The 18,738-nt window shown below is 43.0% G+C and carries 10 protein-coding genes; all 10 read left to right on the forward strand.

Features of this window, described 5'->3' with window-relative positions; translation table 11 throughout:
- The 10 genes from UNH61_RS10600 to UNH61_RS10645 are packed head-to-tail and all read left to right on the forward strand — an operon-like array spanning position 1 to position 18,710.
- Positions 1–3,255 carry an amino acid adenylation domain-containing protein gene (locus UNH61_RS10600; protein WP_326992078.1) on the forward strand — a complete coding sequence of 1,085 codons (3,255 nt, stop codon included), beginning with the start codon at positions 1–3 and terminating at the stop codon, positions 3,253–3,255.
- Entirely contained in the window at positions 3,248–9,964 is a 6,717-nt protein-coding gene (locus UNH61_RS10605; protein WP_326992079.1) for an SDR family NAD(P)-dependent oxidoreductase, read from the forward strand. The genes UNH61_RS10600 and UNH61_RS10605 overlap by 8 nt, the downstream gene beginning before the upstream one ends.
- 47 nt (positions 9,965–10,011) lie before the next feature.
- The gene (locus UNH61_RS10610; protein ID WP_326992080.1) at positions 10,012–11,790 is read left to right on the forward strand and encodes a non-ribosomal peptide synthetase; all 1,779 of its coding nucleotides are present in this window, start codon (positions 10,012–10,014) and stop codon (positions 11,788–11,790) included.
- Positions 11,791–11,846: 56 nt separating this feature from the next.
- On the forward strand, positions 11,847–12,962 hold the full coding sequence (locus tag UNH61_RS10615; protein WP_326992081.1) for a 3-dehydroquinate synthase II: 1,116 nt from the start codon (positions 11,847–11,849) through the stop codon (positions 12,960–12,962).
- Between the two features lie 31 nt (positions 12,963–12,993).
- Entirely contained in the window at positions 12,994–13,794 is an 801-nt protein-coding gene (locus UNH61_RS10620; RefSeq protein WP_326992082.1) for a 2-amino-3,7-dideoxy-D-threo-hept-6-ulosonate synthase, read from the forward strand.
- On the forward strand, positions 13,791–16,874 hold the full coding sequence (locus UNH61_RS10625; protein ID WP_326992083.1) for a cyclic peptide export ABC transporter: 3,084 nt from the start codon (positions 13,791–13,793) through the stop codon (positions 16,872–16,874). Before UNH61_RS10620 ends, UNH61_RS10625 begins: the two co-directional genes overlap by 4 nt.
- Before the next feature lie 25 nt (positions 16,875–16,899).
- Positions 16,900–17,274: a hypothetical protein gene (locus tag UNH61_RS10630; protein WP_326992084.1), complete on the forward strand. Its 375-nt coding sequence runs from the start codon at positions 16,900–16,902 to the stop codon at positions 17,272–17,274.
- A gap of 50 nt (positions 17,275–17,324) precedes the next feature.
- Positions 17,325–17,603 carry a hypothetical protein gene (locus tag UNH61_RS10635; protein ID WP_326992086.1) on the forward strand — a complete coding sequence of 93 codons (279 nt, stop codon included), beginning with the start codon at positions 17,325–17,327 and terminating at the stop codon, positions 17,601–17,603.
- A gap of 24 nt (positions 17,604–17,627) precedes the next feature.
- A complete protein-coding gene (locus tag UNH61_RS10640) occupies positions 17,628–17,966 on the forward strand; it encodes a hypothetical protein (protein ID WP_326992087.1) in 339 nt (112 codons plus the stop codon).
- 30 nt (positions 17,967–17,996) lie between these two features.
- Positions 17,997–18,710: a thioesterase domain-containing protein gene (locus UNH61_RS10645; RefSeq protein ID WP_326992088.1), complete on the forward strand. Its 714-nt coding sequence runs from the start codon at positions 17,997–17,999 to the stop codon at positions 18,708–18,710.
- Positions 18,711–18,738: the final 28 nt, after the last annotated feature.

Below are 18,738 nucleotides of genomic sequence, written 5' to 3' on the forward strand. Positions count from 1 at the left end.
ATGATGTCAAAAGCTATTGTAAGCAAAGAGCAGATAGCAGATATCTTTCCTATGAGTGATATCTCTTTCGGAATGGTGTATCATTCTCTGCAACATCCTGAGGAAGCAGTTTATCACGACCAGATCGTCTTTAACATTCAACTGACGGCTTTCGATCCCGTTTTATTTTATGACGCCTTGCAGCTTGTTGCTGACAGGCATGAGAATCTGCGCTCCAACTATAATGTCTTTGATTACGATACTCCCGTTCAGCTGGTGTTTAAGCAGATGGTACCCGATTTTGAACATCAGGATATCTGCTCTCTTTCAGAAAAAGAACAGGAGCAGTTTATCAATGAACGGATGAATGCTGATAAACTTCATCCATTTACGTTGGCCACCCAAACACCGCTGTGGAGAGTACGTACTTTCTTACTGGATAACACCAACCTGATGGTCATCTGGATAAATCATCATGCAGTTATTGATGGGTGGAGTACCAGCCTGGTTATGAAAGATCTCCATGAGGCTTATATGGGCTTGAAGTCAAATGGATGGTTTGCTTTTGGAAGGCTCAGGAGTTCCTACCGCGATTATGTAAAGGCTGAGCTGGCGCTTAAACGAAATGAAACTGTCAGGCAATTCTGGGAGGAAGAATTAATGGATCTGCAGCGATTGAAGCTGCCAGGTAGTTACCGGGAGGGAGACCAATTGAAAAATTATTTCCGCACCTATGACAAAGATACGTATACCAGCGTCAGAGATGCCGCGAAACGAAACGGGTCAAGTGTAAAGAATATTTGTTTCGCAGCATATATTTATACGATATACATGATCACACATCAAAAGGATCTGGTGGCTGGGCTTATTTCTCATAATCGGCCGGTATTGGAAGATGGTGATAAAATTGTTGGTTGTTTTTTAAATACAGTACCATTCCGGATAGATTGGCCACAAAATATTACCTGGAGGGAATTGTTGGGATTAATTGATGAAAAGTTGCTGAAAATCAGGCAATATGAAGGGCTTTCTTTGAAGGAAATAGGTAATTTACCAGGATTGGCAGACAGTAAAACAGTTCCTCTCGTCAATACATTTTTTAATTACATAGATTTTTATATTTATAAAGAAATCAAAGAAGCCTCACCCGGCAATACAGCGGTTCCCAGAGCAGTGCATGTTGGCTCTTATGAAAAAACAAATACTTACCTGGATTTCATGCTGGATGCCGGGGGGGAGAAGTTGAACCTGGTTATCCGCTATTATGAATCAGTGGTTCCCGATAGGCTGATCGCTGTTATGTCGCAATACTTTTATGAAGTATTGCATCGTATCGCTGATACACCAGATGAAATATGTACGAAGGGAAGCATTTTATCTACAGTTGAGAAAGAAGAGCTCCTGCAGCATTTTAAAGGCCCGGAAAGAGAATATCCGCGTGACAAAACGATCATGGATCTATTCAGGGAGCAGGCAGCAAAATCACCGCAACAGTTGGCTGTACTGCTTGATAATATTTCCTGTTCCTATGAAACACTTGACAGAAAATCAGATCAGCTGGCGGCTATGTTATTGGCCGCTGGCGTGAAGCCTGGAAGCGTAGTAGCAGTGATGATGGAGCGTTCCATTGAACTGATAATAGGTTTGTTTGCCATTATGAAAGCAGGGGCTATTTACCTGCCCATAGATCCGGGTTATCCCCCGGAGCGCATCAGGTATCTGCTGGAAGATAGTGCAACTGAAATGTTATTGACTAACACCGAAAATGAATACGCCTGGATCAACAGCGATTGCCAGATAATGAATATAGCACATCCTGATTGCTATATAGAGGAGCGCAGACTGTTCAGACAGGACGTAATCCCGACAGCAGCAGCATATATTATATATACTTCGGGATCCACAGGTAGGCCCAAAGGTGTGGTAATAAACCATCAGACCCTGGTAAACAGGATTTACTGGATGCAGGCGGCATATGCACTTGGCCAGGAAGATAGGATATTACATAAGACTCCTGTTTCATTTGACGTGTCTATGTGGGAGTTATGTTGGTGGGCCATTTCGGGTGCATCGCTGGTACTGTTGACACCAGGTGCGGAACGTAATCCGCAGTTAATCAGTAAAACAATTAATGAACATAAGGTATCTGTCATACATTTTGTGCCGTCTATGCTGGATGTATTTCTGGATTTCATTAAGGGAAGTACGCAGTACCAACTTTTTCCATCATTGCGCCTTGTATTTTCCAGCGGAGAGGCACTTAAGAAAGTAGCCGTATCGGAGTTTTACCAGCTATTTACTGACTGTGAATTGATTAATTTATACGGTCCTACTGAAGCCACAGTGGATGTTACTTACTATAACTGCCGTCGCCGCCGTGATGATGAAATTATTCCGATTGGTAAACCCATAAATAATATCTCGCTGTATATACTGAGTAAGAACCGGGAGTTGCAGCCACTGGGGGTATCCGGTGATCTCTACATTTGTGGCGGATTGGGATTAGGATATTTGAACAAGCCTGATTTAACACATGCAGCATTTGTTAATGTACAGATTCGCGAGGAAGAAAGGTTATACAAAACCGGTGATATTGCCCGTTGGCTGGAAGATGGGGAGCTGGAGTTTATTGGCCGGGAGGATGATCAGTTAAAGATTCGTGGAGTGAGAATAGAGCCTGGAGAAATCGAAAAAGTATTGCGCCGGCATCCGAATATCCAGGATGTGATTATTATTGGTAGCAGGCAACAGAAAGAAGATACAAAATTAAGCGCGTTTATTATCAGCAGCCAGACTGTTTCGTTTTCCGAAATAACTGCCTTTATGGCGGATAGGCTACCCTCCTACATGATCCCAACGCACTTTTACCAACTGGATAGTTTTCCTATAAAAAATAATGGAAAAATAGATCGCCCGCAGTTGTTCAGACAGGCAAAAAGAATCTCATCGAAGGAGGTGTTTGTCTTACCTGTAAATGAAGAAGAAGTAGCAATAGCAACTATCTGGAAGCAAGTGCTGGGCTTAGAAGAGATAAGCATTAATGATAATTTTTTTCAGATTGGTGGAGACTCAATAAGCATATTAAAAGTATTTAACAGGCTGAATAAAGCCTTTTCAAAACAATTGACGGTTGTAGATCTTTTTAGATATACTACTATCAGCAGTTTGGCAGCATATTATATAACAGGTAAAAATGATCACTCAGAACAGAATAAAGAAGAGGAAGCCTTCGATATTCTTTTGAGCTCTACTAAAAACCTAGAGATAAATGACTGATAAAACCCAATATATACAAAGCCTTACCGGTACGGAAATAGCCATTGTAGGCCTGGCTTTGCGGTTTCCGGGAGCTGATAACAGCGAGCAGTTCTGGGAGCATCTCGTGAGTGGAGATGAAATGGTAAAACATTTCAGCAATGAGGACCTGGATAAGCTTGGCATCAGCGAAAGGATGTATAATAAGCCGGGGTATGTAAAAGTAGTAGCAAAGGCCCCTTCCTACAAAGACTATTTTGATAATCATTTTTTTTCCTATACTCCCGAAGAGGCCCGGATAATGGATCCTCAGACACGTATTTTTCATGAGCTCTGTTGGGAAGCTTTGGAATCGGCAGGTTTTGCAAAAGATATCATTAAAAGCAAGATCGGCATATTCGGTGGTGGTTCGAGCAGTTTCAGTCATGAACTTATGAATAATCTGACGGGAAGAACTCCCGAAATTGGTCATTTTAATGCGATTCGCCTGGCTAATAAAGACTATATGTGTTCAAGAGTTGCCTACGCATTGAATTTAACCGGGCCATGTTATTCGATCAATACAACCTGTTCTACTTCTATGTCGGCTATACACCTGGCTACCAGGGCTATTCTTACGGGTGATTGTAAAATGGCACTCGCCGGCGGTGTTTGTATCTTTTCCGATAAAGCGAGGGGATATTTGTATGAAGAGGGTGGTGTATTGTCTAAAGATGGTCATTGTAGAGCATTTGATGCTGCTTCCTCTGGTGCTTATTTCGCAGAAGGTGCCGGCGTAGTGGTTTTAAAAAGACTGAAAGAAGCAGTCGAGGACGGTGATACGATCCAGGCTATTATAAAAGGATCTGCAGTAAATAATGACGGGCATCGTAAAGTTGGTTATACAGCTCCCAGTGTTGAAGGCCAGAAAGAAGTGATCCGCCTTGCGCATAAGTTGGCGCGTGTAAGCCCCTCGACGATTAGTATGATAGAGGCCCACGGCACAGGTACACCATTGGGGGATCCTATTGAAATCGAAGCCCTGAGGCAGGCATTCGATTCTACTGAAAGAAATTATTGTGCCATAGGATCAGTAAAAACGAATATCGGACATCTCGACACAGCCGCGGGTATTGCCGGGCTGATAAAAACGATACTGGCACTTAAATACAGATCTATTCCGGCAAGTCTTCATTTTCATACACCTAACCCTAAAATTGATTTTACCGACAGCCCCTTTTACGTAAATAACATTTGCCGCAAATGGGAAAATATTCAGTTGCCAAGACGTGCAGGCGTCAGCTCATTTGGAATTGGTGGTACAAATGTGCATTTAGTGCTCGAAGAAGCTCCAACTTTCCAGAAATTGCCACAGGTAATGGACAGTCTGCAGCTGCTGCCTTTATCAGCCAAAACGAAAAAGGCTTTACAGCAATCCCAACGTAACCTGGGTATATTTTTGTCCGCTCAGGAGGATATATCTATCGGTGATGTCTCCTATACATTGCAGGAAGGCCGGGAAGAATTCAATCATCGCATGTTCATTCTGGCATCGGGGGGCACCGATGCTGCCAACATACTCGGTGGTCAGGGTGACGAAATACATACGCGTAAAACGTCGGAATCAAAAAGAGTACCCGTTTTCATGTATCCTGGCCAGGGGTCGCAGTATGTAGGTATGGCAGGAGAGCTATATGACAAACTATCCGTGTTCAGAACTGCTGTTGATAAATGTTTGCAGCTGCTATCTACCTCTCTGGCAACGGATATAAAACGTGTAATAATGGCAGCTGGCGATATAGACGTTACAGAAACACGCCTTACCCAACCGTTATTATTTGTAATACAGTATGCATTGTCTTCTGTTTTGATTACACTGGGAGTCAAACCGGTAGTGATGATTGGCCATAGCCTCGGAGAATATGTGGCGGCTTGTATCAGTGGGGTATTTTGCCTGGAAGATGCGCTGAAGATCGTCGAAAAAAGAGGATTGCTCATGCAGCAATCACAGGTAGGAAGTATGATAGCTGTAAGTCTCAACGAAGAAGAGATTCAACCTTACCTGTTATCAGGAGTTGCTCTTGCAGCAGTTAATGGCCGTCGTCATTGTGTTTTATCCGGTAGCCACGAAAATATTGCCACTGTGGAAAAACTACTGGAAGCAGATAATGTAGTACAAAAAAAATTACATACCGACAGGGCTTTTCATTCCGAGTTGATGAATGAAGTGCTGGAGGAATTTGAAGAATTACTAACGGGGGTAAAATTCAGCCGGCCGGAAATACCATTTATATCTGGTCTTACCGGCACATATATTACAGCAACAGAGGCTACGGATGCCCTATACTGGGTGCAACATTTGCGTCACACCATCCGCTTTGGTGATGGGCTCCAGGCATTGGAGTCGCTGAAAGATAAAATCTTTATAGAGGTAGGAACCAGCAAAGCATTGAGCAGCTATGTACGTGAAAGTGCAGAGGGAAAAGGAAATCCGGAGATAGTTTCATTACTGCGTCATCCGAGAGAAAAGGTTTCGGATATGGCTTTCTTTTTAAAAGCAGTAGGGAGCCTTTGGCTGTCTGGGCATAAAATAAACTGGATGTCGTGCCGGACGGGTGAAAAGGCAGGGAAAATACCATTGCCTACATATCCATTTGAACGAAAACGGTTTGGTGACGATAAAGATGTAGCTGACCTGATTAGAGAGCTATTGCAGAATAATCAAACAGATAATGTTCCTGGAAATGCTTTTGTACCTTCATGGAAAAGAACCGGAAGGCTTCCCGTTGGCAACATTGATAAACGGCCGGTGTTGTTTACCGGCAAAAATAATTGGTTAAATAAACTACTGTCATCTTCTTTCCTGCAACAGCAAGTGTCGCCGGTGGTAGTACGATATAGCAATAGAAATGAGCAAATAAACGACCTGTACGATATCAATACTGATGATCTCAATGCCGTTGACACATTGTTTGGTAACTTCAAAGCAAGTGGATTTATACCACGATTGATATTGCTGGATATATTATACGTTGCAGCCCCGGGAGATGGTCTTAAAGAAGAAGCCTATTCACATGCAATGAGCAGTTTGTTACAGGTGATAGCGATTTGTAAGTCATTTAATGCTATTTTCCCTGGTGAAGAAACCGCGCTTAGAATAGTGCTGAATAATGCCTGCGAAATTATTGGTAATGATTTACTGTTACCGGTACATGCAGGGCTTCATAGTCTTGCAGGCGTTATAAATAGCGAATATCAGAATATTTCGTGCTCCGTAATCGATATCGATCTCCTGCCTAAGGAAGAATCTGCCGCTTTATTATTTGATGAACTGTTGATCCTTCCCGAAGAGAAACCAACGGTTTGTACTACAGGTATCAGAAATGGATTCCGGTGGCTGCCCTTTCGCGAACCTATTGTTTGGGGTAGAACCAACGCTACCGAATCTGAATTACCAACACACGTACTTATTACCGGCGGATTGGGAGGTATAGGACTAGCTGTAGCGGAATATTTTGCCGGCAGATCTGTAGAGAATATTACATTGGTAAGCAGAACTGAACTGCCCGATCCTGCCTCATGGGATCACTGGATGGCTGTAAATCCGGAGATGGATCCGGTTTGCGTCAAGATCCGCAGGATACTTCACCTGAAATCTTATGGGATAAACATATGGCATTTTTCCGCTGATGTAGCGGATAAAGAAAGAGTGGAAGAAGTTGTCGCCACTGCTGCGTCATTGTCAGGCTGCCCTGTCGACGCCGTTATACATGCCGCAGGAATCCCTTCCCGCAGGATAATTGAAAGGACTACTACTGCGGAAATGGATCGTCAATGGAAGGCGAAAGTAAAAGGTCTAATGGTCCTTAATCAATTGTTCGCTGAAGAACGATTGCTGTTCTTTATTAATTTTTCAAGTATCAGTTCGATCGACCCCGGTATTGCACAGGCGGGATACAGCACTGCCAATGCTGTACTGGACGCATATATTTATGCCAACGGATTAAAACAATGTGCAAATGTCAAAACTATTAACTGGGACACCTGGAAGGAAGTGGGTATGGCGGTGGAAAGCAGTGGAGATAAATACAGTTATCTGCAGCAGGTAAAATTGTACCCTGCGCATCCGCTGATACAATATGTTGCAACAGATATAGAGGAAGACGTGGTTTTTGTATCAAATTTTAGACCTGAGGCAATGTGGATACTGGATGAACACCGGGTATTTTCCGGGCTGCCGGTTTTTCCGGGAACTGGTTATATAGAATTGATACAGGCGGTGGTAAGTGCCATGGGATACAATAGATCAATAATAATCAGCAATCTCTTCCTGACGGACCCAATGGTATTTCAGACAGGTGATTCTAAAGTAGTAAAGACAATAGTAACAGTGAGAGACCATTGTTTGGGTGTGAAAATTATTAGTCGTACTGCAAACCATGAAACGGCAGAAGTACATCATGCAAGTGCGGAAGTAAGTGTTCTGCAGGCTCCCGTAATGGTGAACAGGCAATTGTCCGATCTGATCGATCTTCTTGAAAAGAAAACGTGGATTAACCAACAAGAACTGACCAGTACGGAGTTTGGTCCAAGATGGAATAACCTGCAATGGATAAGCCTCGGGGAGGGTGAAGGAATGGCCGGATTGCAGTTGCCTGCAATGTATTCCGGGGATATAGGCCCATATAAATTGCATCCCGCTTTAATGGATATCGCAATTGCGTTTCTTTATTTTCATGTTAAAGAAGATAAACAGTATCTGCCGTACTGTTATGAAGAAATTATTATCACCGGTACACTTACACAATATATCATCAGCCACGCAGTATTGCGTAGCGACAGGACACAGGGGCTTGTTTTTGATATTACTATATGGAATGAACAGGAGGAAGTAGTAGTGGTAGTATCTGGATTAACATTTGTGCCATATATCCCGGGTAAATCATCAGGAAGCGAAAAGAAATCCATTTCCGGGAAATCAAAGACACCTGGTGAATCACTCTCCTTACATGGTTTGTCCACAGCAGAATACCTGGATATATTTCAAAATTTTCTCTATCACAATTATCCACATGTTGCCATTCGAACAAGTCGCCCACCAGCGAAAAATTCAATCGCATCATCTCCGGAAACAGAAGAAGCCGGAATGGATGAAATGAGTGAAAGAGAAGATATGTCAACTCCTTATGTTGCAGCGGTTACTGCTACTGAAAAACAGCTAACCCTCGAATGGGAGAAGTTCTTTGGCATTAACCGGCTGGGAACGGCGGATGATTTTTTCGAGCTGGGGGGTGATTCAATTATGGTTTCCATCATTTTATCGAGGATCAATAAACTATTTGCGGTACGTATTTCGCTGACGCAGTTTTTTAATAATGCTACCATAGCAAAATTGGGTGCTATTATTGATAAGACAACCCAATCGGGGCCTTTGCCTATAAATAAGGCAGAGAAAAAGGAATATTATACATTGTCGGCAGCACAAAGACGCATTTATATACTGGAACGCATGTTTCCGCAAAGCACCTTATATAATATTACAGAGGCATTTGTGGTGGAGGGAGGGCTGGAGTTGGAAAAATTGAAGGCGGCTTTGCAACTTTTGCTGGATAGGCATGAAAGCCTGAGGACCAGCATCGTTATGGTAAATAAAATGCCTTATCAACGGATACATGACAACGTAACGGCTGCTATCAGCTATTACACGGCTGAGGAAAATGAAGTGGCTGAAAAACTATATGAGTTCAGAAAGCCGTTCGATATGAGTAATGCGCCGTTTATCCGGGTGGGAGTTTTTGAGGTAAACAAAAACAGGCATCATGTTGTGATTGATTTGTTGCACCTGATAGCAGATGGGTCATCCCTGCTATTAATCATCAACGAATTTTTGAGCCTTTATAACGGAAATAAGTTATCCGTTGTGCCCCGGCAATATAAGGATTTCGCGGAGTGGCAGTCTCGTTTATTGAAGACGTCACGCATACAAGTGCAGCAACAGTATTGGGAGCAGCAGTTGTCTGGCCAGCTGCGGGGCATACAGTTGCCTTATGATTTCACAAAAACCAATACAACATCAATAGCGGCCGCGAATTATACATTCTCTTTCTCGCCGGAGATATCAGACAAGCTAAAGGTTTTTTCCCGAAAAGCAGATGTAACCTACTTTATGACGTGGACAGCCTTGCTGAATGTGTTTTTTTATCGCCTTTCCGGGCAGGAAGATATTCTTCTGGCTATTCCACATGCCGGAAGAGATAACGATGATTTTGTAAATGTGGTAGGTATGTTTATCAATACAGTAATCCTTCGTAATCACCCTGCTGCGGAGAAATCATTTGTAACGGTTTTGTCGGAAGTTAAAACGAGTACGCTGAACGCCTTTGAGAACCTGGATTTTCAATATGAGTTTATCCTGGAAATGTTGCGCAAATCCCATCAACGAACAGATCAGCTATTGAACGTTTTTTTTAACTACAGAAATATGTTCGTTAACGCGGACGAGGGAGTGGCAGGCAGTGAGCAATTATCCGTCAATTCCGCAGGTATAGAAGATAACTTTGCAAAGTTTGACCTGTCTTTGTATGCCTATGATTTTAAATCTGTATTCTCATTCACCTGTAATTATAATAAAAGCCTTTTCGCACCTGAAACTATCAGTTACCTGATGAACCAGTTTGTTGATCTGGTCACTGCAGTAATAGAAAACCCTTCGAGGCCTATTGGCGAATACCGCGTGTTGGACCGTACGTAGGCGTCGGTGTGAGAGAAGCATCTAACTTTAAAAAAAAGTGTTCTATTATGGAAAAAACTGTTCATCTGGTACATGAGCTGGAGCGATTCGCTGCTGCACATGAAAACGAAATAGCTGCTTCCGATGGATTGAATCATCTTACGTATGCCGCGTTTCATAGTTATGCAAACGGGATAGCTGCCAGATTGCATAGCTTTCGCATTCCGGTAGGTACAGCGTCGGAAGAGTATTTTACCGTTGGCCTTTATTTTGATCAGTGCCTGGAAATGTTACCGGCGATACTGGGGATCCTCAAATCAGGCAATGTGTACGTGCCACTGGATGTTCATTTTCCTGAGAAGAGAATTGATGAAATAATCGATGATGCTGGTATCCGGGTCTTGCTGACGGATGATGCCTACATGGAAAAAGCATCTTTATTTGCAAAAGACAGGCAGTTAACAGTGTTGAATATTGCGGATATTGATACTATGGCTGTATTCGTCCATCCCGATGGTTTTCCGGCGGAACAACCTGCATATCTGATGTATACATCCGGTTCGTCGGGTCGGCCAAAGGGGGTGATACAAACTCAGGAGAATATATTGTTTTTCTGTACTGCTTTTGCAGCGCTCATGGAAATTGGTATTGGTGATCGTCTCGCGTTGACCACTTCATTCAGCCACACAGTATCTGTGCTGGATATTTTTGGTGCCCTTCTAACTGGCGCCTGTATAGTGGTCTATGATGTAAGAAAAGAGCCGGATGTAAGATGGCTGTTGCCTGCATTCTCCGAACAGGGGATTACAGTTTTTCATTCGATACCGGCTTTGTTCAGGCTTTTGTTCGGCGATAAAACGGCCGCCGCACAAACGGGAAAAATAAGATTGGTGATTCTGGGAGGAGAAGATATCAGTAAGCGGGATTTTGAGATCTATAAAGCCGCTTTTCCCGACAGCAGCAGGATGGTAAATCTATATGGTTCTTCTGAGTTACTGATGGCTTTTTATCAGGATCTGTATACTACCACCGTATTGCCAAGAGAACGTATACCAGTTGGCATCCCTGTAAAGGGAATCACCTTTGAGATTTTGAATGAGTATGATAAAGCGCAGGGGATTTTAAACGTCGGAGAAATTGTTCTCAGTAGCCGCTATCTCTCTTCCGGATACTGGAAGAGGCCTGAACTTACGGCTATTAAGGCTGTTCCGGGAACATCGCTCAGGGTTTACCGAACCGGTGATCTTGGAAGAATGTTGCCAGATGGTGCCATGGAGTATGTCGGACGTAATGATACACAGATAAAGGTAAATGGCTATCGAATAGAACTTCAGGAGATCGAATTAGCCGTCAATACTTTTCCGGATATCAGGAAAGCAGTCGTAAAAGCCTTTGAACGTGAAAACGGGCAATACGGAATACACTGCTTTTATACGGCAGCAGATGATCAGGTCGATGAAGCCACGTTACGCAACCACGTGCTGGCTGTATTACCACAATATATGCTGCCGGAACGTTTTATTCACATAAAGGAATTCCCGCTGACTGCCTCCGGAAAAGTAAATCGGGCAGCACTGGATTTAGCATTTTATGATTCACCGGATAAAATGTCCACTCCGCAGTTAACAGAAACAGAAAAAGTGGTGTCGGCTATTTGGACAGAAATTCTGGGGTATGATTCCTTCGATGTCACAGACAAATTTTTTGAAGTAGGTGGAAACTCTTTAACCATTATTCAGTTGCAGGAAAAACTGGATGCCGTTTATCCGGATTCGTTATCATTTAATCAGGTATTTGACCATCAAACTATCGCCGGCATTGCAGCGTTGTTGGAAAAACGGTTATAAGGCAGCACAACAACTTTCTCATAGCAATTATATTAAACTCACCTAAAAAAAAAAGTATGTCCGGTAAAAAAAATGGTAAGGAGAAGATCGTCTGGGTAGATGGACGGGACCTGGCAGCTAACACCGAAATCCTTTTGCTGGTCTACCATCTGAACTTTACTTGCATTCTGATCAGAAGGAGGGATCTGGACAAGTTTAAAGCGCCTAAAAGGATGAACTTTGTGATTGAAATAGAAAAGAAAGAAGATCTCAAAGAGCTTCCAGCGCAATGCATTGTTTTTTCCTCTTCGTCAGAATTACTCAACCTGGCGGCTAAGGCCGGTCATAAAACGGCGGTTTTATGCAAAATCGAAGACGAAGCATCCATGAATTTTGCCTGGAAGGAAGGGATGAATTATGACTACCTTATCGCTGAATTTACCTCTGCCACCAATATTCCGCTGGAGCTGCTGATTGCAAAACTCCAGCCCACGAACACCGTGCTGATTAAGAAAATATATTCTGTACAGGAAGCAGATGTAGTATTTGGTGTAATGGAAGCTGGTAGTGATGGAGTATTGTTTACCAGTGAAATAGTCAGTGATTTTGTTAAACTGGACCAGCTTTTACAGAAACAGAGTGTAGGTAAACTCAAGTTAGTGAAGGCATTAGTTACATCAGTACAACACGCGGGTATGGGGTTCCGGGCCTGTGTGGATACAACCAGTCTGCTCAGACAAAATGAAGGAATGCTGATAGGGTCTACCAGTGACGGCGGACTGCTGGTAAGTTCAGAAACCCACTATCTCCCTTATATGGATCTACGCCCATTCCGGGTTAATGCGGGCGCTGTTCATTCCTATATCTGGTGCCCTGATTCCAAAACGGCCTACATCACAGAATTAAAAGGTGGTTCGAGAGTTACCTGCGTGGATACAGAAGGAAATACACGCGAAGTGGTAGTCGGACGTGTGAAAACAGAGGTGCGTCCGCTATTGAAAATAGAAGTAATGGCCGAGAATAGATTGATAAATGCATTTGTGCAGGACGATTGGCATATCAGGATTTTTGGAGGAAAAGGGGAGCCGCTAAATGCATCCTGCATTAAAGAAGGAGATGAGTTGCTGGCATATATCTGTGAAAGGGGAAGACATGTAGGTATTAAGATTGATGAGAGTATCGAGGAAAAGTAATTCGCCTTAAATGACAATATAAATTCACTTTATGAACGGTAAATTGCTAAGATTAAATCATGTTTTCAAAGGCCATGAGAAAAAAGCCTGTATTGTGCCAATTGATCATGGTACTACATTAGGTCCGATTCCCGGTCTGAGGAATTGTACAGGTCTTATCGGGCAACTGATAGACGGAGGTGCGGACGCTATCGTATTACATAAAGGTATCCTGGCGCGTGCGCTCAGCGAGTGCGAGCTGTTACGTGGCACTTACCTGCTGCATTTATCGGCGTCAACCTGCCTGGGTAATTCGCAATCTTATAAGGTCACTGTAGGAAGTGTTGAGGAGGGCCTGCAAATGGGAGCCTCGGGAATTTCTATTCATGTGAACCTTGGAACAGCCGAAGAGCCCGAAATGCTCCGGGAGTTTGGGCGAATTGCTACAGAATGTTATCGCTGGGGAATGCCGTTGCTGGCTATGATGTATGTAGACAACTGTAAGCATGACACCCGGAAGATTGCGCACGCCGCAAGGTTAGCCCAGGAAATTGGCGCGGATATGGTGAAAGTTGACTACCCTGGTTCCGGCGACAAACTACAAGAGGTAATCCAGGGGGTACAAATTCCGGTGCTGATTGCAGGTGGTTCCAAAAGTGACAGCCCCGGTGATATCCTTATGATGATATATCATGCTATGCTGGCTGGCGCTTCCGGCGTATCGATTGGGAGAAATATTTTTCAGCATAGTAACCCCGGGTTAATGACACGGATGGTGAGCAATCTGGTTCATCATGGCTGGCAGGTAGAAGAATGTATCGAAAGCCTGAACAGGGAACTATTGGAAATATGAACAAAGGGAAATTTATACTGCTCCGTGATGCAGGCCGGACGTTATTCTTTTTACTCTGCACTTTGTTGTTGGGGCAACACGCTTCGGCAACCTATTCCGGAACAATCGATAGTCTTGTACGGGAGCAGATGAAAGAAGGCAAAATACCAGGGCTTACATTGGTAATTATACAGGATGGCCGGGAAAGTATTTATACGTTCGGCTATGCAGATATGCGTACAAAAAAAAAAGTAGTACCTGCAACTCTTTTTGAGCTGGCCTCCTGCAGCAAGGCGTTTACCGCGCTGGCTATATTACGCCTTTCAAGAGAAGGGAAAATAAAGCTGCAGGATCCGGTTTCGGTTTATCTGCCCTGGTTGAAATTTTTTTACAAAGGAAAACCGGCGGTTGTAACTATTGCCCAATTGCTGCACCATACAAGCGGAATTCCCTGGTATACAATTTCAGATATTCCTCCCGGCAATGAGCCTGATGCATTGGAGAAAACTGTGCAGCAGTTTAATAATATCTCGCTTCAGGCAATACCCGGAGAGGCGTTTCACTATGCTACGGTTAATTATGATATTTTAGGTCTCATCATCGCCATCGTCAGCGGCGTATCTTATGAAACATATCTGACAAATCAGGTACTGTCACCATTGGGGCTGCATCATACCTTTGTGGGGCGCGACCAGGTATCTGGCGGATATTCAATAGCTCAGGGGCATAAAATTAGCTTTTTTAAAGCAAGAGCTTATCAACCGCCGTGGTTTAAAGGAAATAATCCTGCAGGATATATAGTCACGGATGGTCCGGATATGGTACGGTGGCTGAATTTGCAGATGGGGCTTATTCATACGGAACTGGATACCGAGATTGCGGTGTCACACCTTCGTGACGAAAGCGTACCACCTGGCAGCAATCTTTCTTATGCAGATGGATGGCTCGTTTCCCTGCGTGGCGATAGCATAATTTATCATGATGGAGTAAACCCCAACTTTACCTCTTATGTAGGTTTTATTACCAGGAAGAAATCCGGAGTGGTCGTTCTGGCTAACTCAAACAGTACCTTTACCCGTGTATTGGGAAATCAGCTTTTATCTCTGCTGGATAAAGGCACAGTACCAACCGATATTTATCCGGAAGGGGATAATGATAAATCATTTGCAACGATATCAATCGCCTTGTTTTTCTATCTGTTAATTACTTTGCTATTTACCGGATATATTGTTAGCGGTATTGTCAGGAAGAAAAGAAAATACAAGGAGTGGCGCAGAAAAGAGAGCATATCGGTACTGTTGCTCTTTGCCGCTGTATTGCCGTGTTTGGCAGGTATTTATTTGATTCCTCAGGCTTATATGCATTTTTCCTGGCAGGCAATCAGAGTGTGGGGGCCTGATAGTCTGCAGGTAATGATGGTACTCTTGCTGTCATGTATAGGGTTTTCCTGCGGTAATGCAGTACTGAGTCTTTTATTTCCTGATCCGGATAAGTATCTCAAAGTGATTCCTCAAACGCTGATCGTGAGCATCTTATCAGGAATAGCCAACATGGTATTGATACTGCTGATCTCTTCAGCAGCTGGAAATAGGGAGAATCTCCCCTTTATCCTTTTCTATTTTGCACTCTCCGTGATGATATATCTTACAGGAAGAAGTTATATACAGCGGACACTCATTGGATTTACACGAAAACTGGTGCATGAGATACGGATTGATATGGTAGGAAAGATATTGTCATCTTCCTATGAGAAATTTGAGAAAATAGAAAATGGACGCGTACTTGCTACTATCAACGGTGATATTTACGTGATAGGAAATATCGCCTATATGGCCATTTCGCTGGCTACAAGTATCATCACCGTGACCGGCGCGTTCCTTTATCTTTCAGTCATTGCTTTCTGGGCTACTATGGTTACTGCAGTACTGGTATGCCTGATTTCAACTGTATATTATTTCTTTAGCAAAAGTACTCGCCCTTTGTTCGAAGAGGCCAGGGATGCCGGTAATGTGCTAATGGATTTTATGACGGATCTTATTACCGGCTACAAAGAGATTAGCCTGAACAGAAGAAAGAAACTGGAATTCCGTGAAGATATCAGCGATTGCTCCGAAGGGCTTCGTGCAAAAATAATGAAGGCGGAAACCAATTTTATTTACGCATTCCTCGTAGGTGAATTGCTGTTGATCTTGTTATTAGGGACTTCCGCCTTTGCACTGCCTGTGTTATTTCCAGCCATTAAACTACCGGTCATCATGAGTTTTATTATGATACTGTTATATCTTATTGGACCTATCAATGGTATTTTAAGATCTATACCGGAAATAATGCAATTCAAAATTGCCTGGGACAGAATAAAAGTATTCCTGGAAGAACTACCCTCAGACTTGTCAATTGACGAACCAATGCTCCTTACTATCACAGGTAAGCCGGATAGCTTTCAGGCAGACGGAGTCCGATTCCTGTACGACACAGGAACCACGCCGTCTTTTAGTGTAGGCCCGGTGTCATTTGAACTGAACAAAGGTGAAATTCTATTTATTACAGGTGGCAACGGGAGTGGGAAAAGTACATTGGCTAAAATGCTCACCGGACTTTATAAGCCATCAACCGGTGTTATCAGGATCAATAATCAGGTAGTCCCTGCTGTCGAGCTGGGAGAATATTTCTCCGTAGTCTTCTCACCGGTACATCTTTTCAAAAAGTTATATTCAGTAACGATAGATGGAAGAGAGAAGGAGATTTTTCGATATCTGGAAGAGTTGGATCTCAGTCATAAAGTAAGTATCCGTAACATGACATTTGATACACTTGACTTGTCGAATGGACAATTAAAAAGATTAGCGCTGCTGCAGTGTTATCTGGAAGATAAACCCATTTATCTGTTTGATGAATGGGCCGCTGACCAGGACCCGGAATACCGGAAATTTTTCTATCGTACCCTGCTTCCAAAAATGAAATTACAGAATAAGATTATTATCGCTATTACTCACGATGATCACTACTTCGATGTTGCTGATAAGATCCTGAAGCTAAATATGGGTAAAGTGGAGAGCCTCATGACGAAAGGTTTAACTGACACACTTGCCCCTGCAAAATAGTAATTAACAAATAAAATAAACATCTATGGAAACATCGACTCTTGAAAGAACGGAGATCTTTCACACAGATTTTAATCTGGATAAGAAGGATAATCTCCATGATATCCCGGAAAACGCCGCTGTTTTTGGAATTTTTGCAATCGTAGACAATGAACCGGTAAACTGCCGGTACATAGGATATACAAAAAATCTACGGCTGGAAATCCGGAATATGTTCGAAAATCCATCGTCCGAAGGCCTTAAACATTTCATGCAGGGCCCCTGGATTCAGTTACTGATGTACGAGCTTAAACCAATTGCAACAGAAGAAGAAATACAGCAGCTACAGTCTGAGTGGGAAGGCCGTTATAAGCCGAATATTGATGCTGATGGCGAGTATCCTGGCTATTACGATTACTGATGGTCTCGTAAAAACAACAACCTATTGATTCACATAAATTTTATATCAGCATGATACAACTTGGAAATGTCCGGGAAATTAATACAGTAAAGCAGCATCTGGACCAGCTGAAATCCGAAGGGGTAATTACGCAATGGGAATTGCCATATGAACAAATCCTTACGCGTCTTACGGCCGCCATATTTTTTGTTTCGCTGGCAGACCAGGACGACGAATCTGTGTGGAAAGAGATGGAGAAATATCCAATGTTTTCCTATCGTAAAAATGAAGAAAAGCAACTGTCACTACTGGACTGGAGTATGACCTTTAATAAAGGCTTTGAGCTTTGATCTGGTTATTAAAAGAATATACAAATGAAAGATGAGTTAATTGAAATACTATCCGTTCCCGGACCGGTGGCCTGTATTCGGCCTGAAAAATCATGGCAGGCATTGCAACAATGTATTCATAGAAACTATGTACATCTTTTATTTGAAAAGTCCGGTACAGAATTGAGTATGCAGTTATTTCAGCCGGAATGCAGGCTGGAGACGCCCGATTCCGGGGTAGGCATGATACGGTTGGTTGGCATGCTGACTGTTAATTACCAACAGGTAAAATGTGTCGCTGACATCAATTCGGCCAGCTGTGAAGGCACGGGATATTTAACAATCGTCAGTCCGGACACCTATCAGCAAATGTTCTGCAAATAATACTTCGATCGCCCTGTAAAAGACACACTAATGAGTCAATTAAGATTGTTCTGCTTTCCTTATGCCGGCGGATCGGCAATGATTTATCAGAAATGGAGCCGCTACCTGCTGCCGGATATATTACTCAGGCCTGTAGAGCTTGCGGGTAGGGGGAAAAGGATAAATGAAGAAATGTATGATAACGTCCAGGTGGCTGCGGATGATGTATTTCATATAATCAAAGATGAGATCGTAATGGGGCCATATGCTTTTTTCGGACACAGTATGGGCGGTATGTTTGCCTATGAGGTGGCACAAAAAATACGGACAGAAGGTCTGCCAGGACCTTCTCACATTTTCTTCTCAGCCCGAAGACCACCACATCTTGGTAAAGACGAGGAAAAGAAATATCACCTGATGGAAACGGATGTTTTCAAAAGAGAGATCATTAACCTGGGAGGAACGCCGGCAGAATTCTTTGACCATCCCGAGCTGATGGAACTTTATCTGCCATTGTTGAAAAACGATTTTAAACTCTCGGAAACGGATCTCTTTGATGGAACTATATATCCACTAGACTGCAGTATTACAGTTCTTTCGGGAAAGGAGGATGAGCTGACTGATGCTGATTGCGAAGCATGGGAAAGGCATACCAACCAGGAATGTACTATCCATTATTTTGAAGGGGGGCATTTTTTTATCAAAGATTATATAGAAGGTATTACCGGAATTATTAATAGTACACTTAGTGCCCATCGTCTATAACACTTGCCGATCAGAAAATATTCAATTA

The organism is Chitinophaga sp. 180180018-3 (genome assembly GCF_037893185.1).
In the GTDB taxonomy this organism is placed as follows: domain Bacteria; phylum Bacteroidota; class Bacteroidia; order Chitinophagales; family Chitinophagaceae; genus Chitinophaga.